This is a genomic window from Halalkalibacterium halodurans, assembly GCF_004376175.1.
Taxonomy (GTDB): Bacteria; Bacillota; Bacilli; order Bacillales; family Bacillaceae_D; genus Halalkalibacterium; species Halalkalibacterium halodurans.
Genome location: NZ_SNUY01000002.1, coordinates 117840 through 140324 on the forward strand (window position 1 = coordinate 117840; position 22485 = coordinate 140324).

The following is a 22485-nucleotide window of genomic DNA, read 5'->3' on the forward strand; positions in this document are numbered from 1 at the left end:
GTATGATGAAAATACTTTGTGATAGAAAGGAGGCGAATGAGCGTGCTTGACGTCCTTTCAGAAATGGTGGCACTATCGTTGACAATTGCCCTAGCGGTAATGGTGATTACGGCTTTTACACCACTTTACTTTCGCACTGTAGATCGGCCATTTCGGTTAAATTGGCAGCGGAAGCAATTGGATTCGACGCATATGTCAAGTGATGTGTCCGCGTTCATTCGTCCTTTATCGGTTGTTCATCATCCGAAGGTTCACTCGATTAAGGATAAATCGTCAGCAGATGAAGAGGCTCCTTCTTTTATACTCGCTTGACAGAAAAAAGAACAACATCGGCTTAAAAGAAGGAGGATATTTGAATTATATGAAACGTCGTTTATTACTTTTCGCAGGGATTTTACTATTGGTAGCTTTAGCAGGTTGTAGTACAACGGATCCAATTACATCAGAATCGGAAGGAATTTGGAACCACTTTTTCGTATATCCGATGTCATGGCTAATTACAACGGTGGCGAACTTGCTAAACGGTAGCTACGGGCTTTCCATTATCATTGTCACCATCTTGATTCGTTTAGCTCTTTTACCTTTAACGTTAAAGCAGCAAAAAAGCATGCGTGCCATGCAAGTGATTCGCCCTGAAATGGAAGCCATTCAGAAAAAATATAAAGAGAAGGGATCAAAAGATCCGAAAGTACAGCAAGAAATGCAAAAGGAACTTCTTGGATTATATCAAAAGCATGGGGTAAACCCGATGGCAGGGTGTCTGCCTCTCTTTATCCAATTACCAATTCTCATGGCGTTCTATTTTGCGATTATGAGAACAGAGGAGATTCGTTATCATACGTTTTTATGGTTTGATCTAGGACAACCTGACTACATTTTGCCTTTTGTTGCTGGGATCACAACGTATTTTCAGTTTAAAATGACGATGAGCCATCAGCAACAGATGCAAAAGACGAATCCGTCCGATTCCGATAACCCAATGGCGAACATGATGCAAATGCAGATGAAAGTGATGCTTTATGTAATGCCGGTTATGATCATCATCGCGGGGCTATCCCTTCCATCGGCTCTTTCCCTATACTGGGTGATCGGGAACATCTTTATGATTATTCAAACGTACTTTATCGTCGTTAAAGCACCACCGTTAGAAGTCGAACAAACCAAGCAAAAATCATCGAAACCTAACAAAGCTTAAGGCCTGTGCCTTAAGCTTTTTTTATGAATGATCGGATGGTTGTTAGATGAAATAGTCATTCACCTATAGGTATGAGGATGAATAGCATAGAAAGAAAAAGAAGAGGAGGATGATGTCATGAATATGCAAATGCTTTGTCAACAGCACTTGCATCAAATGGTTCAAGTGAACACTCACCCGTACGGAACCTATAAAGGGTTTTTGGAACAGGTCGATCATGAAAATGTATCTTTGTTGGTGCCGATTGATGATAACGGTGATTATATGGAGATGGATAATGAAAGCTTATTTTATTCAATGAATGGCCAGGTACCACAGCAAATGATGGGAGCAAGGGGGGAAGAACGCTTTTACCCATATTATCCGTACCCTTATTTTTATCCATATCCTTATCCATTTTTTCCACGCCCGAGGCGCTGGGGACGACTCATTTTACCATTAGCTGCATTGACAGCTATCGCTGCCTTGTATTAAAGAAAGGTGAAAGAATAACAATAGAAGGTCGGAGCTGTCTCAAAAGTCTATCTTTTGAGGCAGCTCCTTTGCTTATTCGTTCGAAATGGCGACTTGGCGGACGCTTTCCGCGGGCAACGCTCCAGCTTCCTCGAGAACCCCACTCTCGGCGATCTTCCGCTGTTGCTTTTCCCGCAGGAGTCGCCGCCTGTCGCTCGTTTGACTCCCATTAACGCGCGAAAGAACATACAAAAAAATCGCCCAATCGTTTAAAATGAAGGTACCACTACCAAAATTCAAACGAAAGAAGGCGATTTTTTTGCGTAACCAAACGGCTACTTATCAGCAGTATACCATGAATCAACTCGTGCTTCCTATGGATTTTTCCGATCTCATTCCAGAGAACCATGTAGCACGTGTGGTGAATGACATGGTCGAATCGTTGGATGATCAGCTATTTGACGAGGTATACAAAGGGGGCGGTCGTCCTGCATATCACCCGAAAATGATGACGAAAATCCTATTGTACGGGTACACGCAAAAGTGGTTTTCGTGTCGTGCGATCGCCAAGGCTTTGACCGAACATCTTCCGATGATGTGGCTCGCCGCCAGACAGACACCCGACTTCCGGACGATTAATCGGTTTCGCTCGGAACGATTGAAACCGTTGATGGATACATTGTTTTCGGCATTGACGCATCTTCTGATCAAGGAAGGCTACGTCGATGGATCATCGTACTTTCTGGATGGGACGAAAATCGAAGCGAACGCCAATAAGTATACATTTGTTTGGAAAAAGAGCGTCCAAAAATATGAAGAGAAGCTTCAACTTAAGATCGATGAAATGCTTCAAGAAATCGAGAAGCAAGTGGAACTGGATCGCATCCAGATCCAACAGGAGACAAACGCAGAGGAAAAGCGTATCTCCAGTGAAGTGCTTCAAGCCGTCGCCCGATCCGTGGAACAGGAACTCATCAAAAGAGACGAACAGATCAAAGAAACGGCAGACCAGAAAGAGAAGCAAGCACAAAAACAAGCGCTCAAACCGCTCCGAAAGATCTATCGGACACTCACGACCGACACCTTGCCTCGGCTTCGGAAGTATGAAACGTCTTTTCGCCTCTTGGGGGAGCGGAATAGCTATTCGAAAACCGATCCAGATGCCACCTTTATGCGGATGAAAGACGATCACATGAAGAATGGGCAGTTAAAAGCAGGCTACAACTGGCAGATTGGGACTCAGGATCAGTTTATTCTTTTTTATACGGTCCATCCGAATCCTACTGACACCCGCTGCCTTCTTCCCCACGTGGAGGCTCTCAAAGAGAGCGGACTTCCTCTTCCGAAGACATTGATTGCCGATGCGGGCTATGGGAGTGAATCTAATTATGTGGCGATGGCAGACGAACTGTTTGAGACGCTCATTCCCTCCCATACATTCCGCCAAGAACAGAAACGTTCCTTTGCGAAGAAACGCTTTCATCCCTACAACTGGAGGTATGATGAGACGGACGATGTGTACTGGTGCCCAAATCAGCGGAAAGTCTCTTTTAAACGATACACCAAGCGGACCGATCCGTATGGGTATGCACGGGATTTTAAAGTCTATGAGTGTGAGTCATGTGAAGGATGTCCGTTGAAGCCGGAGTGTACGAAGGCCCGGGGAAATCGACAGGTACACTACAACCCGGTGTATGAGGAACTGAAAGCGAAGCAACATCAAAAACTGAAAAGCGAAGAAGGCCGAACGCTCTACCAAAAAAGAAAAACGGATGTGGAGAGCGTATTTGGTCATGTTAAACAAAACCTCGGCTTCCGAAGGCTACATCTTCGTGGCAAGGAAAGCGTGCACATCGAACTCGGGCTTGTGGCTCTTGCCCACAACCTAAGGAAACGAGCGACGGTGGATCGTCGCTCGAAGGAACTAAAGAATACAAATCAACACAAAAATCGGGAGAACCGCATCAAACGGTTCTCCCGATTTTATGTTTTAAGGTGCTTTTGGGACAGCTCCATTATGCAATGGACAAGCTATTGACGATGGCTGAAATTTGCTATACTACATAATAGATAGATAAAGGGCTCTCTTTAGTGAATTTTCTTCGAGATAAAGGGTGTTTTCCCAGGAAATAATATGGAATGAGACTTAAAAGCCGTGGTCGTTTCATGAAAAGTATGGGAAACCGATCAAAAAGTTTGAATTCGTTTATTCTCGGATTGAAAATCAGTTAAAATAATCGATAAGTATCGCTAGAAAGCGGTATAAAGGAGGATGCAAGATGTCGGAATATCTCGTGCATTTAGTAGAAGATGAAGCAAATCTTTCTGAAGTATTAAAAGCGTATCTTGAAAAAGAAGGATGGAGTGTGAGAGTGTTTACTGATGGAAATGCAGCACAAGAAGCCATTAGTGAACAACAGCCTCACTTATGGATACTAGATATTATGCTTCCGGGAACAGATGGTTATCAATTATTAAAGCAAATTAAAGAAAAAGGGGATACCCCTGTCATTTTCATCTCGGCTCGGGATCAAGACTTGGATCGGGTTTTAGGACTTGAGATGGGGAGTGACGATTATTTAGCTAAGCCTTTTCTGCCGCAAGAATTAATTATTCGAGCGAAAAAGCTTTTAAATCGTGTTTACGGTTCCTCGTCACAGGAGCAACGAAAGATCGAAATTAATCATTATGTCATTGATCCAGTGGGACGTACGGTCATCGATCAAGAAAATAATGATGAGTCTGTCGATTTGACAACAAAAGAGATGGATTTAATCTTGCTATTGACAGGAGACATCGGCAAAGCATTCTCTCGAGAGCGGATCATTGAGCATGTTTGGGGAGAAAATTATTTCGGCTCTGAGCGTGCGGTTGATGATGTCGTTCGGAGGGTGCGTAAGAAAATGCCGCGGATTCATTTAGAGACATTATATGGGTACGGGTACAGGGTTCTCTCTTCATGATTCGCGTCAATTTAACACAAAGGATTTGGCTTGCCTTTTCCTCACTCATCTTTCTCGTGGGACTGTCAATCATTATTATTTATCCTATTTCGATTAAAGGAACGATGACAGAAGAGACCTATCGTATGATCGAATTAGCGCAGGCACGTCAGGTGAACCCTTTGATTGATTATATGAATCCGCCGCGAAATGATGTCGATTTCCGAGAACGCCAAGAAGCCGATACGTTCGTTTACCACTTTCAAATTAATTCATCTCTCGGTGAATCTGCCTATGGAGATGTTCCACAGCCGACCGAGGTGTTACATGAAATGGCCCAAAAGGCGTTTAATCAAGAGCAGTCCAGAGGTCGTTACGAATTAAGCTATAATGGTGCAACGATTTTTTATGTGGTAACGAAATTTAACAGCTTTGGGCGAGAAGGCTATTTAATCTCTTACATGTGGGACACGTATCGCGATTCGATGGTCAACCGATTATGGGAACGACTGCTTTATATTTTATTGCTCTCAAGTGCCCTAAGTTTGTTGCCGGCCATTTGGTTAAAGCATTATTTGCGTCAGCCGCTCATTCTATTAGGAAACCGTCTCGAACAAATAGCTGATCGAAATTGGAAAGAGCCTTTCAAGTGGGAAGGCGACGAAGATTTTCAGAAGCTATCAAATCAATTTGAACGGATGCGGCAAAACCTTGTTCGCTATGACCAGTCACAGAAAACATTTATTCAGCACGCCTCTCATGAATTAAAGACGCCGATTATGGTTATTAAAAGCTATGCCCAATCAGTAAAAGATGGCATTTTACCAAAAGATTCGATTGAGAAGACAATGGATGTCATTTCGGAAGAAGCGAATCGTATGGAGCGTCGAGTGATTGACATGCTCTATTACACAAAGCTCGATTCGATTAAAGAGGAACGGGTGGAGCACTCGGTGTTTCTCTTTGGTAAAGTTGCGTTTACGATCGAAGAACGTTTTCGCATGCAGCGGGAAGATGTAAAAATAATTGTTGAAGGCGCAGATAAGAAAATATTTGGAGATGAAGAACAAATTGAAGTTCTTCTCGAAAATTTAATAGAAAACGCCTTACGTTATGCAAAAGATACCATTTGGATTCGAGCAACCGAAGATGCTGACTTGTTGAAAATTAGCGTTGAAAACAACGGCAAGCCCATTCCGGATGCAGATCTACCACAATTGTTTAATCCGTTTTATAAAGGAAACAAAGGGAAGTTTGGGCTCGGGCTTGCGATAGTTAAGCAAATTGCTGAACTCCACCAAGGAGAAGCGATCGTTGAAAATACGGGACAAGGTGTGAAATTTACGATCTCGATTCCTGCTGTGAAAGAGGAAAAAGAGAAGAAGCAGAAGAAAAGGCGAGATCGAAAAGTAACTAATGGAGAAGGAGTTCAAAAACGTTTAAAGTAGGGATGTTTAGATGACCCGTTCTGAACGAAAACCGTTGCTCATGCTGATGGTCAATATGTTTGTCGTCATGATGGGCATCGGCTTAGTTATTCCCATTCTACCTTATTATATTGAAGCATTCGGGGCATCGAGCGTTGAACTAGGATTGTTAATTGCCATCTTTTCATTCATGCAATTTTTGTTGGCCCCTTTTTGGGGAAGACTCTCTGATAAAGTGGGGCGAAAGCCGTTAATTGCGGTAGGTATGTTCGGCTTTGCTGTAGCAGAATTTATTTTTGCTTTTGCCACACAGTTCTGGATGTTGTTCGTGTCCCGAATACTTGCAGGGGCATTTGGTTCAGCGGTTATGCCAGCCGCGATGGCGTATGTGTCTGATCGGACGAGCGAAGAAAAACGAGGACATGGCATGGGGCTGCTTGGTGCGTCTATGGCTCTCGGAATTGTCGTCGGCCCAGGGATCGGTGGTTGGCTAGCAGAATTCAGCTTAGCGACACCATTTTTATTCGCTGGGTTTGCGGCTTCTTTCGCTGCCATATTCTCACTCTTATGGCTTCCTGAATCGTTACCGTTAGAAAAGCGTAAAACTGAAGTGGAACCTGTGAACCAATTTGTGCAAATGTGGCAGGCGGTCCGTAGTCCTATCGGTTTTTTGCTCTTTCTTGTGTTTGGGTTGAGCTTTGGACTAGCCAATTTTCAAACGATTTTTGGCATCTATGCCCTTCATCGCTTTCACTATAATCCGAGTGAAGTTGGATTCATCATGGTCCTCACAGGGATCGTAGGTGCGATCGCCCAAGGGAGTCTAGTAGGAAGATTAACTGAAAGATATGGAGAGGAAAAAGTAGTCCTTGGTTCTCTCAGTCTGAGCGGTATAGGGTTTTTAATCATGATGCTAGCATTTAATTATTGGACGGTTATTGCAACTACGTGCTTGTTCTTTTTAGGAAACTCGATTTTGCGCCCAGCCGTTCAATCTTTTCTATCAAAAATGGCAGAGGATCAGCAAGGAATGATCATGGGCTTGAATAACTCCTTTCTTAGTTTAGGAAACGTCGTAGGAGCCCTTCTAGCAGGTTTATTATTTGAGTGGAATATGTTTCTCCCTTACACCGTTGGCGCGTTCGTTATGTTTGCTAGTTTAGGTGCAACCTTTCGTTGGTTGTCAAAAAGAGCAAGTCAAGGGAAGCACCCTGAGAAGTCGAGCCCGTGATAGGTTCGGCTTTTTTCCAGTAAAGAATGAAGATCATTCGAAAGTTAAGTATAAGTGCTACTACAGCTTTGCTAAAGGATCCGGCTATCCCTGAGTTTTGTTTAGGAATGCCTAGATATGTGGTAGAGCTGTTCATCACTTTTATCGCTCGCATAGGGAAGGCTGTGAAAGAAGGACTATGCTATAATAATGATAAACTCGTAGGGAAACGAAGATTAGAGGTGAGGAACTGTTGAGCAGAGGCATTTTGTATTATCAAGTAGGGGAAGCGCTAGAAAGCTATTTTTTGATTAAATCGGCAACAAAGGCGGTTGCAAGCAACGGTAAGCCATTTTTGACGTTGATCCTAAGTGATCACACGGGGGAGATTGAGGCAAAGTTATGGGGCTGTTCTCCTGAAGATGAGGCGACGTTTGTGAGTGGGGCCATCGTTCATATTAGTGGACAACTATCCGAATACCGCGGCAGACAGCAACTGAAAATTGGGAGCATACGACCAACGACGGCGATGGACCAAGTGAAAGTATCTGATTTTGTTCGCTCTGCCCCCCTTTCGCCTGACGATATGTTGGAACAAATTACGCAGTACATCTTTGAAATGAAAAACCCGAAGATTCAACGAATGACACGTCACCTCTTAAAAAAGCATCAGACAGCCTTTTTAGAGTATCCAGCAGCCACAACCAATCATCACGAGTTTGTATCAGGGCTTGCGTATCACGTCGTTTGTATGTTGAATGTTGCGAAGTCTTTAGCCGCGCTTTATCCGACACTTGATACGGATCTGCTCTATGCTGGCATCATTTTGCATGACCTCGGAAAAGTAAAAGAGCTATCAGGGCCTATTGATACAACGTATACGATTGAAGGAAAATTACTCGGGCACATCTCCATTTTAGTCAATGAGATTGGGGAGACAGCCAATGAGCTCGGCATAGAAGGCGAGGAAGTGGTCATCCTTCAACACCTTGTTCTTGCCCATCATAGCAAGGGAGAGTGGGGAAGTCCAAAGCCACCGCTGATCCGTGAAGCTGAAATTTTACATATGATTGATAACATTGACGCCAAGATGAACATGATGGATTGTGCCTTGGAACGGGTACAACCAGGAGAGTTTTCAGAGCGAATCAAGGCAATGGACAATCGCTCTTTCTACAAACCGAATTTTCATGAACCCCCTTTAGATCTTTCATAGCATAACTTGTCTCTCCTTTTCATAGAATGTGAAAGAAATGAAAAGGAGGGGAAAAAGTTATGAGCACGCCACCTAATAATCGTCGTTTAGCTTTACTTCTTGTAGCTGTAATGGTAGTTATTTTTCTTCTCACCCAAACCCCTTTAGGCTCTTTTCTAGCTAGCAGTCCGTGGTGGGTCTACTTTGTGATTGCAGGTATTCTTTTAAGCGGCTATCTTTCGGTAAAATATACGATTGAGGATCGCAAAACGGATCAAGAATGGATTGAGAAGGAAGGAGAAGCGTTCTTAGAACGTGTTCGAGAAAAGCGAGCTGTCGAACAAAAAGAAGACTAAAAAGCGATCGATGGATCAGGCATTGGACAGTGAGTCTGATCCGTTTTTGTGTTATTTAGGAGTTGCACTCCAGGTAATTCCACACAAATGAACCGATTGTTCCATCAAAAAAAGGCACCTTCAGCCTAGCTGTAAAGGTGCCTTTCAAGTTCATTACGATTCGTCTTCCTCTTCAGCGTTTTCATCAGCATCCTCTGCCTGGTCTTCTGCTTCGTCGCTCGCGTCCTCACCGTCTATTTCAGGTGTATCTTCTACAGGAGGAGCATCCGGTAGGTCAAAAAGTCCTTCAAATTGATCATCAAGAACGTTAATATCTGCTTGGGCAAGCAAGTCACGTAACACTTCCTCTTGGGTACGGGAACGTTCTCTCATGAGGGTGTCATGAATTTTTTCTTCTAGTTCTTCATAAGAGTCCTTGCGATCGGTAACTAAAATAATGTGGTATCCATACGTGGACTCTACTGGTTCACTAACCTCATCGATCTCCATGTTAAAGGCCGCTTCCTCAAACTCAGGGACCATGTCTCCTTTACCAAAGAAGCCAAGATCACCGTTGTTCGCTTCAGCGCTAGGATCAACAGAATATTCACTTGCCAATTCTGCAAAATCATCACCTGCTTCAAGGCGATCAAGCACTTCCTCGGCCGTCTCTTCATCTTCGACTAAAATGTGGCTCGCTTCCACTTCGATCAAAGAGTCACGATTCTCATCAAAGTATGCTTGTTTTTCCTCATCTGTGATTTCAACACCTTCAACCGCTAGTTTCTCAAGGACTAAAGGTGGTAGAATATACTCATTTACGAACTCCTCTTTGTTTTCGACGGTGATGCCAAATTGGTTGCTTAATGCATCAAGCATTTCATCGTCAGTTTCTACCCCGATTTGGCTTTTGAATGTTTCGAGTTCTTCATCAATCTCTTCCTGTGGGATTTCCACTGAGTCTGCTGCTTGGGAAATTAAATGTCTTTGAACAAGTTCTTGAAGAATAGCCTCTCCATAGCGTTCTTTTAACATGTCGACGAATTCAGCATCAGAAATTTCGTGTCCATCGACTTCGACAACGGCTTGGCCACTAGAGCCTGCGTCATCGTTATTGCATGCACCTAAAATCATCATGCAAGCTAGTCCAGCAATTAATAAATGGCGTTTTTTCATCGTTTTCCACTCCCTCATTATCAAAAACAAATTGAAGTAAGTTCCTTTTTTTCATAAGGTGTACAGACCTAACTATAGCACAAATTGCCCCAAAGAAAAAAGGGTTCATTTGACGCAACTTTTCTAGAGAAAAGGAAAGGTTAGGTTGTTGTTTCATAATTAGGTCAGCTGCCCAGTACGTCTCTATTTCGCCTGCATACGATAAGGTAACAAAGCTCAGAGGAGGTGTTAGCATGTCTGGCGCTTACCACGGTGGATTCGCGTTAATCGTTGTGCTGTTCATCCTTTTAGTAATTGTCGGAGCAGCTTGGTATTACTAACAAACACGCCTCTTACTGAAGTTGACTAGATAAAAGGAGGAGCTTCTGAAAATGAGTGTACCTCATCATGGTGGATTTGCGTTAATTGTTGTGTTGTTTATATTATTAGTCATCATTGGAGCAGCATGGGTGTGCTAATGATAAAAGATAAAAGAGGCTGGGACAAAACTAGCCAAAAATAGTAAGTAAAAAGGTTCCAAGCAAATAATAAGTGCTTGGAACCTTTTTTGTGGAGTTTTTCTTATTTCCTGGCCCTATGGCACCGTTCGTGGCCGTGTACTTTCTCAAGTTCACGGCCATAAATGCAAACCCCAATTCATTTTTCACTTTATCTTTGCCTCTGACGGACATTCGAGTGAAACCCAAATTAGCCTTCAGAAAACCGAACACTGGTTCTACTTCAACTTTTCGTTTCCTGTAAATTTCACCAGTTTTCTCGTCTGAAAGCTTCATACGTATATTTTCTTTTTGAGATTCCCACTTTTCATTAATGTAGACTTTTCGATTGTTGCCTTCTTTTGCTTTCGTGCACAGTTCGCGGAATGGACAGCCTGAACAATCTTCACATTCGTACACTTTAAATTCCCGTGTGAATCCGTACCTGTCTGTTCGTTTGGACTGATGGCTAAACCATACTTTTTGACCATTTGGACATCGGAAAGCGTCCTCTTCCTCATTATAATCCCAATTGTCTACATGAAAAGCATTGTCTTTGTGTTTCCTTTTCTTTTCCTTTCGATACTGATTGTATGTAATAAGTGGCGTTCGATTTCGATTCTCAATGATTTCTTCATAGTTCTGTTCGCTTCCGTATCCTGCATCTGCAACGATATATTCTGGTAATTCGAAGAAATCTTCTATCGTTTGAAGAAATGGAATCAAGGTGCGTGTATCTGTTGGATTTGGAAAAACATCGTAAGCGAGTGCGTATTGACCTTCTGTCGCAAGTTGTACATTATAACCAGCTTTCAATTGACCGTTCTTCATGTAATCGTCCTTCATCCGCATAAACGTCGCATCAGGATCAGTTTTTGAATAGCTATTGCGTTCGCCGAAAGTCTCCATATCTTTTTGATACTTTTGTTTACGAGCAATGAAATCCATGAACTGCTTACGAGCTTGTTTTGGTGCTTTACGTTCAGCGCGAATGTTCTTCCGTTCACTGCCGACCTCACAAGCTTCAATTTTTTTATCATATTCGCTGACTGTTTCGTCTAACTTTTTGACCACTTCTTCCATTTCTTTAACGGTTAGTTCTTCTTTACTTTCTCGTTCTATCGCTGGGATAATTTCCTTTTCCAATAATTCATCATACAGTTGGTTGGACTTTTCTATTAATTTTTCACTATATTGTTCGACGGATTTTCTCCATACAAAGGTAAATTTGTTTGCGTTCGCTTCAATCTTCGTACCATCAATAAAAATTGCTTCTTCTTCAATCAACTCCTTTTCCACGAGTTGATTACGGAATTGGACAAAACATTCGCGCAGTAATTTTTCAATAAGTGGATTGGAACGGAAACGATTAATCGTCCGATAGCTCGGCTCATTTCCTTGGGCTAACCACATCATCCGAATACTGTCTTGGAGCAACGCTTCTATCTTACGACCAGAAAACACAGATTGTGTATACCCACACAAAATAACTTTTAACATCATACGAGGATGATAGGCAGGACGTCCAGTTTGGCGTAAGAAATCTTTGAATGCTTCCTCTGGTATGCTCTCTACAAGGTCATTAATCGCAAAAGCAATATCATTTTCTTGTAATTTTATTTCTAAATCTAGCGGCAAAACAATTTGATTCATGGTATACTGTTTAAACATAAGGACACCTCCAAAAATTATTGTTTAGTCACTTTAATTTTATCAAAAGGTGTCCTTTTGGTTTACACAAAATACGAATAAAAAGGCGTGAAGCCTACACTTTTTAGTGTAAGCTCCTACGCCTTATTTTTTTATTTCCTGGGGTTTTGTCCCAGCCCCTTTTATCTTTGTCGAGAGAGGAAAAAAGGAGGTCGCTTCGAAACATGCACCTCTTTCTTCCTCTTAAGGGTTTCTACCCGAGGGATGCTATTATGTGAACAGTACCTTTACATACGTAGACGTTAATAAGATGGTCATTAAAATATTGATCGTTCGGAAGACTTTCGGCTGTTTTTCAACCGGAATTTCCTTTTGATTGCAAAGAGCATCTGTTAACGTGTTAATTAAATATAAAATAAATAATGCAAAAATCACAAAAAAGGAGACCATTCCTCTTCCTCCAATTCCTAGGGTCATATTGATACTGTACCAAATGATTGAGAAAAAAGATAGGAGATTGAGAGAATTTATCATCTACTTCCTAGGGGCATAACAATAAGTTGACCTAAGAAAGACAGCAAATCATACTTAAGAAGAAGGGAAAGGCAACAGTACTTTTTAGTTGGGCGATCGTAGAATGGAAGAGGGGGAGTATACATGTTTCGCACTAAAGGGACCTTTTCTTGGAAACTGGGCTTTTTTATTCTATTAGCTCTGCTTACACTCATTTTTGCAACTGTGCTCGCTTTTTTGTTCCGTTTGTCATGGAGCAGTGAACCTTATCATTTTGAGGATGCAGAAGAAATGAAAGGTGAAGCGAGCTTTACGATTACGACAGATCGTGATCGCCTAAACCGCTTAATGGAAGTGGAAATTGCCAACTTAATAGAAGATGGGGAGCCGCCGTATCGTGTAGTATTGACAGACGAGCACGTTGAATTTCAGGCAAATATGCAGTTGTTAGGGTTCCAGGCGCCAATCACCATTCAACTGTTACCTACCGTCGCGCAAAATGGGGATCTCGTGTTAGAAGTGGATTCCTTCTCGTTAGGCGGGATCCAACTGCCGATTGAGCACATCTTGCAATGGATGAGTCAAATGGAAGATATTCCAGAGTGGGTCGTTTTTTATCCGAAGGAACGTCTTGTTGTAGCCGAAGTAACGACTCTTCAGGTAGATGAGCGGTTATCGTTTCGTTTTCGTACGTTTGATTTATACAGTGATCAAATCGAAGCGGAGATGATTGTTCACCCGTAACCATAAAAAAGAGGTTACCAATTTAGCTTTTGGTAACCTCTTTTTTGACGTTAAGAAGCTTTTAGCATGAGGTTCTTCTCAAGTTCTTCAGTCATTGAGTTAGCCCACATGGCGAATGAGAATATGAAAGCCCGTTCGATGGTTTTCAATCAACGAAGCCTTTGGTGCTTTCACCACTTGTAGGGCATAGACGATATCATAAACAGCAAGTCCGAGGTTGATAGCTGTTAAAATGGCGAATAGATGCAAGCCTTGTGGGAACAGCAGCACACTTATTGAACAGATAATCGTGATGACAACCCCAGGGAAAAGCAAAGAAAAGAGAAATAAATTTTTTGATAACGGGTCTTTTGTTTTAATGTTTAGAAAAGGTAAGAAGCCTTTGTTATTTCGTTCAATTATAAGTCGTTGGCCACATACCCACAGCGGGAAGATGTGGAGCAGCTTGTGTAATCCGATGACTCCAATCGCTCCTACAATATATAAATAGGGACCAAACCCTAGATATGGTGGCACTTTTATCAATGAGCTTAACACTAAATAGTAGACGAGAAACGTCATTAGCATCGTCGTTGCTGAAATCATGGCTAATCGCAACGTCCCATAGTCCCGTTCAATGTTAATGGATTTCCAGCAATTCATTGTTGTCTCCCTCCCAGTCTACCTAGATAATTTACGACGATTTTTCATGGAATGCAATAGGTATGACAAAAAAAATGTAATTTCGACAATTGCAAAAAAAAAACAGAAAGCAGGAAGGAGTTTCCTGTTTTCTGTTTAATGTATTATGATCAAGACCAACGGATCATTTTCTGCAGGTACGTGATTGGCTAAACGGTTGATCTTGTTTCACTATCGACAGCTTTAAGCTTTCCATCCTCTTCAATAAAGCCGTCTTCTAGTCGGGTGAGCGCAGTTTCGAACATGTCAATAAAATCAGGCCCATAAACATGGCGCACGATGCTCAACAGCTCGGAAAATTCAGGGAACTTTCCATAAAGGTCTTTGATTGGCAATGCCCCACCATACACACTGTAAGTGGACGGTTTATACGCTTCTAAAGTTTCGAGAAACAACTCTCTACCTTGTTCTGTTAAATCAACATACGTGTTTCGCTTATCATGCTCACGTTTTGAAAACGTTAAGAGGCCGCGTTCCTCTAATTTTTTTGAAAAGTTAAATGCTGTTGACACATGCATGACACCAAATTTAGCAATGTCCGAAATGGAAGCTCCATCAAGGTGATAGGTGATCCAAAGGATATGGTGCTCATTGATGTTCAAGTTAAACGGTTTAATCCATGTTTGCCAATCTTTCTCGACAGACTTCCACAACGCTTTGCTGAGCTGAGCAAACTTATGACTAAAGATGATCGACTGTTTTAAGGAGTAAGCTGTTTGTTGCTCCATGGTTCTCCTCCCATACTCGAAAATTCTGTCTTCTCTCTTTATCTTGTCTTTTAGGAAAGCTTCATCATTTTAGAAAATTATTTTCGGATACTTTTATGATTTCTATTATAGCAAAAATAAAAAGGATTTAAATAATTTTTTAAAAAATTCTAAATTCTATTCATTGGCATAATACAGATCAAAAGAAAGCAGCTACGAGGAGCTGCTTCACCTTATTTGACGATGTAAAGGATCAAAGTGATGTTCTGGCTATTGCTCCGTTCTCACGGAAACAGCCTTTTGTAACTGCTCAATATCATCCTTGAGCTTTTGCAAGGAAGGGTCCACGTCTTCTTTCCATTGGTCAAGAGACGTTTTGATTTCAGGCCCAACGGTTTTCAACGCTTCAGAAGTTATCTTGGAAGTTTTGTTTATTCTATCCTTTAATTGGATTCCGTCATGCTTCATTTGCTCTAGTGATTGCTGCAAGGAACGACCTTTTGCCTTACACTTTTTCTGCAGTTCTTTACCTGATGTAGGTGCAATCAACAACGTTGCAATACTAGCGAGGATAGCCCCTGTCAGGGCGCCGTAAAAAAATGGCCTAATCTTCACGAAACAACACCTCACTTAAATTAGAGTCATGAATTCCCTTATGTTCACATATAAGTGATAGGAAAAAGGAGGAAAATCACATGGACGCGCTCATTTTATTTCTTTTTTCTGTTTCGCTTTTATCTATATATGCCTTTTTACACACCTTGTATTTAATCGCAAAAGATAAGAAGCAACGAGAGCAGTGGAAAGTAAGGGCATGGATCGTACTATTCGTCTTTCTTACGAGTGGAGCGTGTGCCTACTTTCTCATCCAGCTGAGATTTTCCTAAGACGGTCTAGCGGTGCGTTTGATAAAACGAATGCATGAAGTCAGCCAACGCTTCACAGGCTTCTACTGGTACGCCATTATAAATGGAAGCGCGACATCCACCGACTGAACGATGTCCATTTAAGCCGACAAACCCTTTTTCTTTTGCTTCTGATAAAAACTGTTGGGTCAGCTCTTCGGTAGGCAGTGTAAAGGTCACGTTCATTAAAGATCGGCTCTCTTTAGTCGCATGCCCTTTGTAGAACTGTTCGCTTTCATCAATCGCACCATAGATGAGGTTGGCTTTTGTCTGATTTCGTTCAGCAATCTGCTCGGTTCCACCGATGTTTTTCAACCATTGAAGTACTTCTTTTAACATATAAATACCAAAGGTTGGTGGCGTGTTGTATAGCGACTGTTTCTCCGCATGTGTTTGATAACGGAGCATGGTTGGGACGTGATCAACGTTTCGCTTTAGCAATTCCTTGCGAATAATAACGACTGTTACACCAGATGGACCGAGATTCTTTTGCGCTCCAGCGTAAATCAGATCAAAATTTTTGACTGGAAGCGGCCGTGATAAAATATCACTAGACATATCCACAATAAGAGGTGCATGGCTAACGGATGGAAATGTGTGCCATTGCGTGCCGAAAATCGTATTGTTTGATGTCAAATGAACATAGCTGTCATGCTCATTGTACTGAAGCGATGATATATCAGGGATAAACGTATAGTTTGATTCCTTTGCTGAACCAGCGATAGCAGTTTTTCCGATAAACTTCGCTTCTTTTAATGCTTTTTCAGACCAAGAACCGGTTAGAATATAGTTGGCAACCTTTCCCTCATCTAAAAAATTCAGTGGAATCATCGCAAATTGGAGGCTGGCCCCTCCTTGTAAAAACAGAACATCATAATCTTCAGGGATGTTTAATAAATCACGTAATAAATGAGCTGCTGTATGATGAACGTTTTCGTACTCTTTGCTCCGATGGCTTAACTCCATTACCGACATGCCCGTGTTTTCAAAGTCCAACAACTCGCTTTGGGCTTTTTCAAGAACCTCCGTCGGTAAAGCTGATGGACCAGCATTGAAATTGTATGCTCGCTTCACGCTCTCCACTCCTTTAACTCTTTCCCCTATTAAAGATTATATTTTATGTTTTATATCGTAACATGAATCATTCATTACGCCCACTAGAATTTTTTCATTCCGATAAATGAAATAAAAAAGGGAGGGAAAGGATGTCTTTCCTATTACAGATGTTCACGTATGGATGAGGATAATACTTGTAGATCATCTCCCGAATATTGACTACTATGATCTTTCCAAACAGCCCCATATCCGTCTCCTTCACCATATCGTGGAAGAAGATGAAGATGATAATGGAAAACCGTTTGTCCAGCCGCCTCCCCGTTATTATTGACAATATTCATTCCAATGGGTTGAAAGGCATCATTAATCGCGCGGCTAATTTTTGGTACCGCTGCAAATAGTGAGCTGGCTATTTCTTCAGATAGCTCAAACACATTCCGCTTATGTACTTTAGGAATGACGAGCGTATGACCTTTTGTAACTTGGCTAATATCGAGAAAGGCATAGACGTGGTCGTCCTCATATACGGTTGCAGAAGGAATTTCTCCGGCAATGATCTTGCAAAAAATACAATTTGGATCGTGGCTCATTGTGCACACACCCTCCCATGTTTGTTTCTTTTAGAATAACGATAGAAGGAAAAGGTTTCAAGTCGTCCTTCAGTATCCTAAGATTGGACGAGCGGTAACATTCACAATATTGTAATGTTAAGAGTGGGGGGGGACGTGCTATAATGCTTAAAGATGCTAGAAAAAAGAGGTGACATACGGATGAAACGTTTACCGATGTTATTCATAACAGCGAGCTTAGGCTTTGCCCTTGTTGGCTGTCAAACTGATGACCATTCAGAGTATTCACAAGTTGACCATTCCTTGATGATGGGAGATATTCAGGAAGAAACGTCTTCTAAGGATGTTTTACCTGTCTTTTTAGATGAGTATGCTGAAGTCATTCAAACCATATATGCCGAAGTCCCTTATTACAGAGAGCTACTCGAGACGATGCCCTGTTATTGTGGCTGCGGGGAATCTGTAGGCCACCGTAGCAGCTATGATTGCTTTGTAGCAGAGCATTCGGACGATGGGCCGTTCACGTGGGATGACCACGGGGCTAAATGTGGTGTTTGTCTAGAGATAGCGAATACTGCGATGCATCTCTTAGACGAAGGCAAGGATCCCGAAGACATTCGCAACCTGATCGATGAACAATATAAAGATGGATATGCACCGCCTACCGATACACCGATGCCAGGGGACAAAATCTAAAGAAGGTTTTGTCTTTTTTCTTTCTCAACATTAGCAATGATCTAAGTTTTTTTGATTAGAGTGTTGAAAGAAGCGATGTGACATTCTATAAAAAAGAAAAAGAAGTAGTCAACGAAAGGAAGGATTTGGTACGATGATATATGAAGGAGGTAAGGGAAATGGAAGAAAGAGTCGTTGTGGAAGGATTAACTGGAGGGTATCGCCCGAACAAACCAGTGCTTCACGATCTTCATTTAAAAATCCGTGCTAATGAACTTGTCGGATTGATTGGATTAAATGGGGCGGGGAAGAGCACCACAATTAAACATATTCTCGGTCTCATGGAACCACATAAAGGGTCTGTTATGATTAATGGAAATACAATCACGACAGATCGTGAAACCTATCGTCGCTCTCTTGCGTACATACCAGAAACACCAATTTTATATGAGGAACTCACGTTGTGGGAACATATGGAGCTTACTGCACTTGCTTACGGAATTGAGCGGAAGCCCTTTGAGGAACGATCTAAGTTGCTGTTAGATGAGTTCCGAATGACAAAAATGAAACATTGGTATCCGAGTCATTTTTCAAAGGGGATGCGGCAAAAGGTAATGATCATTTGCGCCTTTTTAATTGATCCTCCAGTGTACATTGTCGATGAACCTATTGTTGGATTGGACCCGATCGGTATTCAGTCATTTTTACAATTGCTTGCAACAAAAAAGAAAAACGGTGCAGCAGTGTTAATGTCTACTCATATTTTGGCGACAGCTGAACGGTATTGTGATCGATTTATTATATTAAATAGAGGTCGAATCGTTCTTGAAGGGACATTGGAGTCAATGAGAGCCGAATTGAACATGCCAGATGCCACGCTTGATGATATTTATATCGAGATGACAAAGGAAGAGAGCCAATGACAGAAGGCATTCAATTATGGAAAAAACGAGCGGTTGGCTATTGGACGGAAGCGAGCCGATATTTACGACTAATCGCGAACAGTGGTTTTTTGTTTACGCTCTATCTCCTCTTCATCATTGGTAGCTACTATTATAGCGTACTTCTGAAATGGCTCCCGCCTACGTTTCCGGCGGTACCGTTGTTTGTTGTCGTGTTTACAGTGCTGCTCACCCGAGGTTCCGTTCGTACGTTTCTTAAAGAAGGAGATACTGTCTTTCTCCTCGCATATGAAGCGAGACTCGATGACTATTTTCGTCGCTCCATTGTCTATTCGTTTTTTATGCAAGCCGGTTTAATGAGCCTCGTGTTTCTTCTTCTTGGGCCAATGATTTTTCAATATTTACAGCTCGGAAGTGGGAGCTTTTGGACGATCTTGCTTGCATTGCTTGCTATTAAGTTCCTAAACTTGTTAATGAACTGGGAAGAACAGCGATTACCGGCGCGTGTGTATCGCATTCAGCATATGTGCCTTAGAATGATCATTAACGGGGTGTTCACGTTTTTATTGTTTGTCCAAGCCCAGCTCTTTCTTGTTGCAGCGATCATCATTTTAATGGTCGTCGTATACTGGATGTATTACAGAGGATTTGCTAGCAAGCACAGCTTAAAATGGGATCACCTTGTGGAAGAGGAGCAACGAATGGTGACATTATTTTATCGTGTCGCTAACATGTTTGCCGATGTACCGAAGCTCAAACAGAGGGTAAAGGCTAGACGTTATGCGAAAGGTTTTGCTCGCTTCTTATCAGGAAATGACAAAGGGACGTATGAATATTTGTTCGCTCGTTCATTTGTTCGTTCCAATGATTATTTCGGTATCTACCTACGCCTTACGATCGTGGCGATGATTTTAATGGCTGGATTACCTGGCGGATGGTTGAAGCTGGTGGTTAATCTGCTCTTTGTCTATATCGTCGCTTTGCAACTATCCACTTTGAGTAACCATTACAAAACCAATCAAATGGTTGATTTGTATCCGGTTCACGGTGATGAGCGCTCTGGTGCGTTTTCCTTCGTCCTGTTTCGCTTACTCATCATTCATGTTCTCGTCAGCGGACTCGTGTTAATCATGACAACGACGATTTCCTATGGACTTCTTGGCCTCACCATTGGGCTTGGTTTTAGTTACATGTACAGTCATCGTTTGGTCCATCGACAAAAGAAATTCGCATAAAAGGAGAGATGGCTGCATGGAATGGGTATTGAATAGGGGAAAGAGGGTGATGACTTGACGACCTACGAAGAACAAATCCAAGAAGAGTTGTCGCGCTGGAAACGGAAAATGCTGAAACGCCCATCAATGACAGGTCGGTACGCCAAAAAGGTACAAGGGAAATTAAATGAACTAGTACCGAATAAAGTTCATGAGGTTGTCTCCACAAGTGTGCGCAATATGGTGCAAGCCACGATTATTGGATCAGATTTTACGGCAAAATACCGTCCTGTTTTGGAAGGCTCGCTTGAGGAACGAGAGACGCGGATTGATGAAGTGATTGCGAAGTATAAAAAAACGGCAGCTGCAGAAGGCGCTGGAACTGGAGCGGGTGGTATTCTACTCGGACTTGCAGACTTTCCTTTGTTGCTCGGAATCAAAATGAATCTGTTGTTTGAGGTCGCTTCCAACTATGGATTCGATGTTCGAGATTACCGAGAGCGACTGTTCTTGCTTCACGTGTTTCAGTTAGCTTTTTCAAAGGATGAGAAGCGCCGGCTAGTGTTTGAGCGAGTGGAAGTGTGGGAAGAGACGCTTGATCAATTCCCAAATCGAAAAGAATATTTAAAAGAGGTTGATTGGAAAACGTTCCAGCTTGAGTACAGGGATTATATTGATTTGCCGAAAATGCTTCAACTGATCCCTGGGTTCGGTGCCATCGTCGGTGCGACCGCCAATTACCGCTTTTTAGATCTGTTAGGCGAAACCGCAAAGCAATGCTATCGAATGCGATTGCTCCATGAGCACTCCTTACAGAAACAATAAACTTTATCCACATGAAAGAGGCTTTTCAGATGAGGTACGACCTCGGCTGAAATGCCTCTTTTTTTACTATAGGTTTTGCCACAAGCTATATACCGAATGGATTGAATCGTGCTAAATACGCGGCGATTGTTGAAAATTGTCCTGTGAACAGGAGAACCCCTAGCGCTACCATAACGACACCGCTCCCTTTTTGAATCGTTGGTAACCATTTGTTCAGCTTGCGAACTTTATGCAAGGAACGGGACCAGAGAAGAGCGACAAGAAAAAATGGAATCGCGAGCCCCATGGAGTAAACAAACAACATGCTCATCCCAGACCACATCGTATTTGCGTCTCCAGCTAGTATAAGAATGGCACCTAATACAAGCCCGATACAAGGCGTCCATCCTGTAGCAAATAAAAACCCGATTAATACGGAGTTGGCAAAGCTGGCTGATTGCCGTGGTTTTGCTTGCAACCTTTTTTCACTAAGCAACATCCGAATCGAAATAACTCCCATCATCTGTAAGCCAAAAACGGTTATGATAATTCCACCGATTTGTTCAAATAATTGCCGGTTTCCCCAAAAAAGTTGGCCGATAAAGGTGGATGAGGCTCCTAGAAAGATAAAGATCGATGTAAAGCCGAGAATAAACCCAAGGCTACGCATTAAAATGAGCTTGCGATCAGCCGTAATCTCGTTCCCCGAAATTTGCGTACCGGTCAGTTGAGCTAAATAAACGGGCACGAGTGGGAAAACACACGGCGATAAAAAAGAAACCACTCCTGCAAAAAAAGCAAGCCATATTGTTACTTCAACCATTCTTGTTCACCTCCAGACATGCCTAACACCAAGCTATGTTTCAATCGTACTACATATTCTATCATCTTTTCTTATTATATCGAAAGTTTGTACCCTCGGCTTGCGGCAAGGAAAACGTTCATAAAAAGGACATAGGTCTGACGAGAGACTCAGACTCAAGGCGGAGAGAAAAACATTCTCTAGAGCGTTATCACCAATCCTTTCTTTTCCTAAACTAAATATAGTAAAAGCGGTAGTGTCAAAAGTTCTATGAAAAACTAGCACGGTTCATACTACCTACCATTTATTAGGTGGAAATGCCACGCTATCGCTCTTGACAAACACACCAATGGTTTATTCAGAGGTCAATCAAGGGCGAAGGGAACAAAAGAAGGCATGCTAAATAAACCCTTGACTTTTTCCATTTTAAACCATTGGCAAGTTCGGTTTGTCAAGAGTTCGCTTCGCCGATAGCTGAATAGGGCTCAGCTAAACAAAAGTTAGGCTGACTGTTGTTGAATCCAGTCTTGAGCTAATCCAATAAGGGCTGTCCACCTCGCTGGCATGGTTGGTAGCTTTTCTAATTCTGGAATTGTTACTGGCACTTTCCCTTCGAGTGAAGAATGTGGACGTAAGAAGTTAAAGTAAGCCACAAACAATGTCACAAAAGAAACAGATCCTTGTTCAGAACCAAAGCCGTGCGTCGATCGATAATTCCCTTTAAACGTGCGATTTAGTCTCTCGATGATTTGCTTGAGAGGTCGATACTCTCTAGAGACATCGTCTTCATTTGTTAGCCCGATGACCTGTTTTACGTCAAACGATATGTGGTTCTCTGCGAAGAAATGCTGTGC

General features: G+C 42.1%; 28 protein-coding genes. 17 read left to right on the forward strand and 11 right to left on the reverse strand.

What is annotated here, in order from left to right:
- The first annotated feature begins 42 nt into the window (after window positions 1-42).
- The 3 genes from E2L07_RS01280 (at window position 43) to E2L07_RS01290 (ending at window position 1669) form a co-directional block, all read left to right on the forward strand.
- Window positions 43-312: a hypothetical protein gene (locus E2L07_RS01280; RefSeq protein ID WP_010897338.1), complete on the forward strand. Its 270-nt coding sequence runs from the start codon at window positions 43-45 to the stop codon at window positions 310-312.
- A 49-nt stretch (window positions 313-361) separates the two neighbouring features.
- Window positions 362-1195, forward strand: a complete 834-nt coding sequence (gene yidC / locus E2L07_RS01285; protein WP_041820389.1) for a membrane protein insertase YidC — start codon at window positions 362-364, stop codon at window positions 1193-1195.
- Between the two features lie 117 nt (window positions 1196-1312).
- Entirely contained in the window at window positions 1313-1669 is a 357-nt protein-coding gene (locus E2L07_RS01290; protein ID WP_010897341.1) for a hypothetical protein, read from the forward strand.
- Window positions 1670-1741: 72 nt separating this feature from the next.
- Here E2L07_RS01290 and E2L07_RS20700 read toward each other — a convergent pair whose 3' ends face one another.
- The gene (locus E2L07_RS20700) at window positions 1742-1900 is read right to left on the reverse strand and encodes a hypothetical protein (RefSeq protein WP_153231704.1); all 159 of its coding nucleotides are present in this window, start codon (window positions 1898-1900) and stop codon (window positions 1742-1744) included.
- Window positions 1901-1967: 67 nt separating this feature from the next.
- On the opposite strand from E2L07_RS20700, the gene E2L07_RS01295 reads away from it, so the two are divergent.
- The 6 genes from E2L07_RS01295 to E2L07_RS01320 all read left to right on the forward strand — a co-directional run bounded on the left by E2L07_RS01295 (window position 1968) and on the right by E2L07_RS01320 (window position 8778).
- The gene (locus E2L07_RS01295) at window positions 1968-3686 is read left to right on the forward strand and encodes an IS1182-like element IS660 family transposase (RefSeq protein ID WP_134228621.1); all 1719 of its coding nucleotides are present in this window, start codon (window positions 1968-1970) and stop codon (window positions 3684-3686) included.
- Window positions 3687-3927: 241 nt separating this feature from the next.
- Window positions 3928-4611, forward strand: a complete 684-nt coding sequence (locus E2L07_RS01300) for a response regulator transcription factor (protein WP_053431632.1) — start codon at window positions 3928-3930, stop codon at window positions 4609-4611.
- The gene (locus tag E2L07_RS01305; RefSeq protein WP_134228622.1) at window positions 4608-6038 is read left to right on the forward strand and encodes a sensor histidine kinase; all 1431 of its coding nucleotides are present in this window, start codon (window positions 4608-4610) and stop codon (window positions 6036-6038) included. Before E2L07_RS01300 ends, E2L07_RS01305 begins: the two co-directional genes overlap by 4 nt.
- A 10-nt stretch (window positions 6039-6048) precedes the next feature.
- Window positions 6049-7248, forward strand: a complete 1200-nt coding sequence (locus E2L07_RS01310; RefSeq protein ID WP_134228623.1) for an MFS transporter — start codon at window positions 6049-6051, stop codon at window positions 7246-7248.
- Window positions 7249-7480: 232 nt separating this feature from the next.
- A complete protein-coding gene (yhaM, locus tag E2L07_RS01315) occupies window positions 7481-8443 on the forward strand; it encodes a 3'-5' exoribonuclease YhaM (RefSeq protein ID WP_134228624.1) in 963 nt (320 codons plus the stop codon).
- A gap of 59 nt (window positions 8444-8502) precedes the next feature.
- Entirely contained in the window at window positions 8503-8778 is a 276-nt protein-coding gene (locus E2L07_RS01320; protein WP_010897346.1) for a sporulation YhaL family protein, read from the forward strand.
- Between the two features lie 153 nt (window positions 8779-8931).
- Here the strand turns inward: E2L07_RS01320 and E2L07_RS01325 are convergent, their stop codons facing one another.
- Window positions 8932-9933: a peptidylprolyl isomerase gene (locus E2L07_RS01325; protein WP_053431628.1), complete on the reverse strand. Its 1002-nt coding sequence runs from the start codon at window positions 9931-9933 to the stop codon at window positions 8932-8934.
- 233 nt (window positions 9934-10166) lie between these two features.
- Here E2L07_RS01325 and E2L07_RS01330 point away from each other — a divergent pair, with 233 nt between their 5' ends.
- Window positions 10167-10253 carry a YjcZ family sporulation protein gene (locus E2L07_RS01330; protein ID WP_010897348.1) on the forward strand — a complete coding sequence of 29 codons (87 nt, stop codon included), beginning with the start codon at window positions 10167-10169 and terminating at the stop codon, window positions 10251-10253.
- Between the two features lie 51 nt (window positions 10254-10304).
- A complete protein-coding gene (locus E2L07_RS01335; protein WP_010897349.1) occupies window positions 10305-10391 on the forward strand; it encodes a YjcZ family sporulation protein in 87 nt (28 codons plus the stop codon).
- A 30-nt stretch (window positions 10392-10421) separates the two neighbouring features.
- Here E2L07_RS01335 and E2L07_RS01340 read toward each other — a convergent pair whose 3' ends face one another.
- Entirely contained in the window at window positions 10422-12080 is a 1659-nt protein-coding gene (locus E2L07_RS01340) for an IS1182 family transposase (protein WP_243854878.1), read from the reverse strand.
- Window positions 12081-12329: 249 nt separating this feature from the next.
- On the reverse strand, window positions 12330-12509 hold the full coding sequence (locus E2L07_RS01345) for a hypothetical protein (RefSeq protein ID WP_010897350.1): 180 nt from the start codon (window positions 12507-12509) through the stop codon (window positions 12330-12332).
- Window positions 12510-12716: 207 nt separating this feature from the next.
- Between E2L07_RS01345 and E2L07_RS01350 the strand changes: the two genes are divergently transcribed.
- Window positions 12717-13316 carry a YpmS family protein gene (locus tag E2L07_RS01350; protein ID WP_134228625.1) on the forward strand — a complete coding sequence of 200 codons (600 nt, stop codon included), beginning with the start codon at window positions 12717-12719 and terminating at the stop codon, window positions 13314-13316.
- Between the two features lie 99 nt (window positions 13317-13415).
- On the opposite strand, the gene E2L07_RS01355 is transcribed toward E2L07_RS01350, so the two are convergent.
- The 3 genes from E2L07_RS01355 to E2L07_RS01365 form a co-directional block, all read right to left on the reverse strand.
- Window positions 13416-13958: a DUF3267 domain-containing protein gene (locus tag E2L07_RS01355; RefSeq protein WP_053431625.1), complete on the reverse strand. Its 543-nt coding sequence runs from the start codon at window positions 13956-13958 to the stop codon at window positions 13416-13418.
- Window positions 13959-14146: 188 nt separating this feature from the next.
- Complete coding sequence (locus tag E2L07_RS01360) at window positions 14147-14725, reverse strand: HTH-type transcriptional regulator Hpr (protein WP_053431624.1); 579 nt, start codon at window positions 14723-14725, stop codon at window positions 14147-14149.
- A 249-nt stretch (window positions 14726-14974) separates the two neighbouring features.
- Entirely contained in the window at window positions 14975-15319 is a 345-nt protein-coding gene (locus tag E2L07_RS01365; protein ID WP_053431623.1) for a YtxH domain-containing protein, read from the reverse strand.
- An 80-nt stretch (window positions 15320-15399) separates the two neighbouring features.
- Here E2L07_RS01365 and E2L07_RS01370 point away from each other — a divergent pair, with 80 nt between their 5' ends.
- On the forward strand, window positions 15400-15591 hold the full coding sequence (locus E2L07_RS01370; RefSeq protein ID WP_010897356.1) for a hypothetical protein: 192 nt from the start codon (window positions 15400-15402) through the stop codon (window positions 15589-15591).
- A gap of 6 nt (window positions 15592-15597) precedes the next feature.
- On the opposite strand, the gene serC is transcribed toward E2L07_RS01370, so the two are convergent.
- Together serC and E2L07_RS01380 are read right to left on the reverse strand one after the other, a co-directional pair.
- On the reverse strand, window positions 15598-16683 hold the full coding sequence (gene serC / locus E2L07_RS01375; RefSeq protein WP_134228626.1) for a phosphoserine transaminase: 1086 nt from the start codon (window positions 16681-16683) through the stop codon (window positions 15598-15600).
- A gap of 143 nt (window positions 16684-16826) precedes the next feature.
- The gene (locus E2L07_RS01380) at window positions 16827-17255 is read right to left on the reverse strand and encodes an HIT family protein (RefSeq protein WP_010897358.1); all 429 of its coding nucleotides are present in this window, start codon (window positions 17253-17255) and stop codon (window positions 16827-16829) included.
- Between the two features lie 180 nt (window positions 17256-17435).
- On the opposite strand from E2L07_RS01380, the gene E2L07_RS01385 reads away from it, so the two are divergent.
- The 4 genes from E2L07_RS01385 (at window position 17436) to E2L07_RS01400 (ending at window position 20850) form a co-directional block, all read left to right on the forward strand.
- Window positions 17436-17930: a PCYCGC domain-containing protein gene (locus E2L07_RS01385; protein ID WP_134228627.1), complete on the forward strand. Its 495-nt coding sequence runs from the start codon at window positions 17436-17438 to the stop codon at window positions 17928-17930.
- A 158-nt stretch (window positions 17931-18088) separates the two neighbouring features.
- Window positions 18089-18832 (forward strand): ABC transporter ATP-binding protein, encoded by a 744-nt coding sequence (locus tag E2L07_RS01390; protein WP_134228628.1) that lies wholly within the window; start codon window positions 18089-18091, stop codon window positions 18830-18832.
- Window positions 18829-20046, forward strand: coding sequence for an ABC transporter permease (locus tag E2L07_RS01395; RefSeq protein WP_134228629.1), 1218 nt, complete (start codon window positions 18829-18831; stop codon window positions 20044-20046). Before E2L07_RS01390 ends, E2L07_RS01395 begins: the two co-directional genes overlap by 4 nt.
- 54 nt (window positions 20047-20100) lie before the next feature.
- Window positions 20101-20850, forward strand: a complete 750-nt coding sequence (locus tag E2L07_RS01400; protein WP_010897362.1) for an EcsC family protein — start codon at window positions 20101-20103, stop codon at window positions 20848-20850.
- A gap of 85 nt (window positions 20851-20935) precedes the next feature.
- On the opposite strand, the gene E2L07_RS01405 is transcribed toward E2L07_RS01400, so the two are convergent.
- Together E2L07_RS01405 and E2L07_RS01410 are read right to left on the reverse strand one after the other, a co-directional pair.
- Window positions 20936-21652 carry a cytochrome c biogenesis CcdA family protein gene (locus tag E2L07_RS01405; RefSeq protein WP_134228630.1) on the reverse strand — a complete coding sequence of 239 codons (717 nt, stop codon included), beginning with the start codon at window positions 21650-21652 and terminating at the stop codon, window positions 20936-20938.
- Between the two features lie 479 nt (window positions 21653-22131).
- Window positions 22132-22485, reverse strand: a 354-nt coding sequence (locus E2L07_RS01410; RefSeq protein WP_134228631.1) for an integrase core domain-containing protein, incomplete at its 5' end; no start/stop codon positions are given.

Coding starts and splice junctions, on each gene's coding strand:
- yidC (WP_041820389.1), top strand. CDS start 362: ATGAAACGTCGTTTATTACTTTTCGCAGGGATTTTACTATTGGTAGCT.
- E2L07_RS01290 (WP_010897341.1), top strand. CDS start 1,313: ATGAATATGCAAATGCTTTGTCAACAGCACTTGCATCAAATGGTTCAA.
- E2L07_RS01300 (WP_053431632.1), top strand. CDS start 3,928: ATGTCGGAATATCTCGTGCATTTAGTAGAAGATGAAGCAAATCTTTCT.
- E2L07_RS01305 (WP_134228622.1), top strand. CDS start 4,608: ATGATTCGCGTCAATTTAACACAAAGGATTTGGCTTGCCTTTTCCTCA.
- E2L07_RS01310 (WP_134228623.1), top strand. CDS start 6,049: ATGACCCGTTCTGAACGAAAACCGTTGCTCATGCTGATGGTCAATATG.
- E2L07_RS01320 (WP_010897346.1), top strand. CDS start 8,503: ATGAGCACGCCACCTAATAATCGTCGTTTAGCTTTACTTCTTGTAGCT.
- E2L07_RS01325 (WP_053431628.1), bottom strand. CDS start 9,933: ATGAAAAAACGCCATTTATTAATTGCTGGACTAGCTTGCATGATGATT.
- E2L07_RS01330 (WP_010897348.1), top strand. CDS start 10,167: ATGTCTGGCGCTTACCACGGTGGATTCGCGTTAATCGTTGTGCTGTTC.
- E2L07_RS01335 (WP_010897349.1), top strand. CDS start 10,305: ATGAGTGTACCTCATCATGGTGGATTTGCGTTAATTGTTGTGTTGTTT.
- E2L07_RS01340 (WP_243854878.1), bottom strand. CDS start 12,080: ATGTTTAAACAGTATACCATGAATCAAATTGTTTTGCCGCTAGATTTA.
- E2L07_RS01345 (WP_010897350.1), bottom strand. CDS start 12,509: ATGGTCTCCTTTTTTGTGATTTTTGCATTATTTATTTTATATTTAATT.
- E2L07_RS01350 (WP_134228625.1), top strand. CDS start 12,717: ATGTTTCGCACTAAAGGGACCTTTTCTTGGAAACTGGGCTTTTTTATT.
- E2L07_RS01355 (WP_053431625.1), bottom strand. CDS start 13,958: ATGAATTGCTGGAAATCCATTAACATTGAACGGGACTATGGGACGTTG.
- E2L07_RS01360 (WP_053431624.1), bottom strand. CDS start 14,725: ATGGAGCAACAAACAGCTTACTCCTTAAAACAGTCGATCATCTTTAGT.
- E2L07_RS01370 (WP_010897356.1), top strand. CDS start 15,400: ATGGACGCGCTCATTTTATTTCTTTTTTCTGTTTCGCTTTTATCTATA.
- E2L07_RS01380 (WP_010897358.1), bottom strand. CDS start 17,255: ATGAGCCACGATCCAAATTGTATTTTTTGCAAGATCATTGCCGGAGAA.
- E2L07_RS01385 (WP_134228627.1), top strand. CDS start 17,436: ATGAAACGTTTACCGATGTTATTCATAACAGCGAGCTTAGGCTTTGCC.
- E2L07_RS01390 (WP_134228628.1), top strand. CDS start 18,089: ATGGAAGAAAGAGTCGTTGTGGAAGGATTAACTGGAGGGTATCGCCCG.
- E2L07_RS01395 (WP_134228629.1), top strand. CDS start 18,829: ATGACAGAAGGCATTCAATTATGGAAAAAACGAGCGGTTGGCTATTGG.
- E2L07_RS01405 (WP_134228630.1), bottom strand. CDS start 21,652: ATGGTTGAAGTAACAATATGGCTTGCTTTTTTTGCAGGAGTGGTTTCT.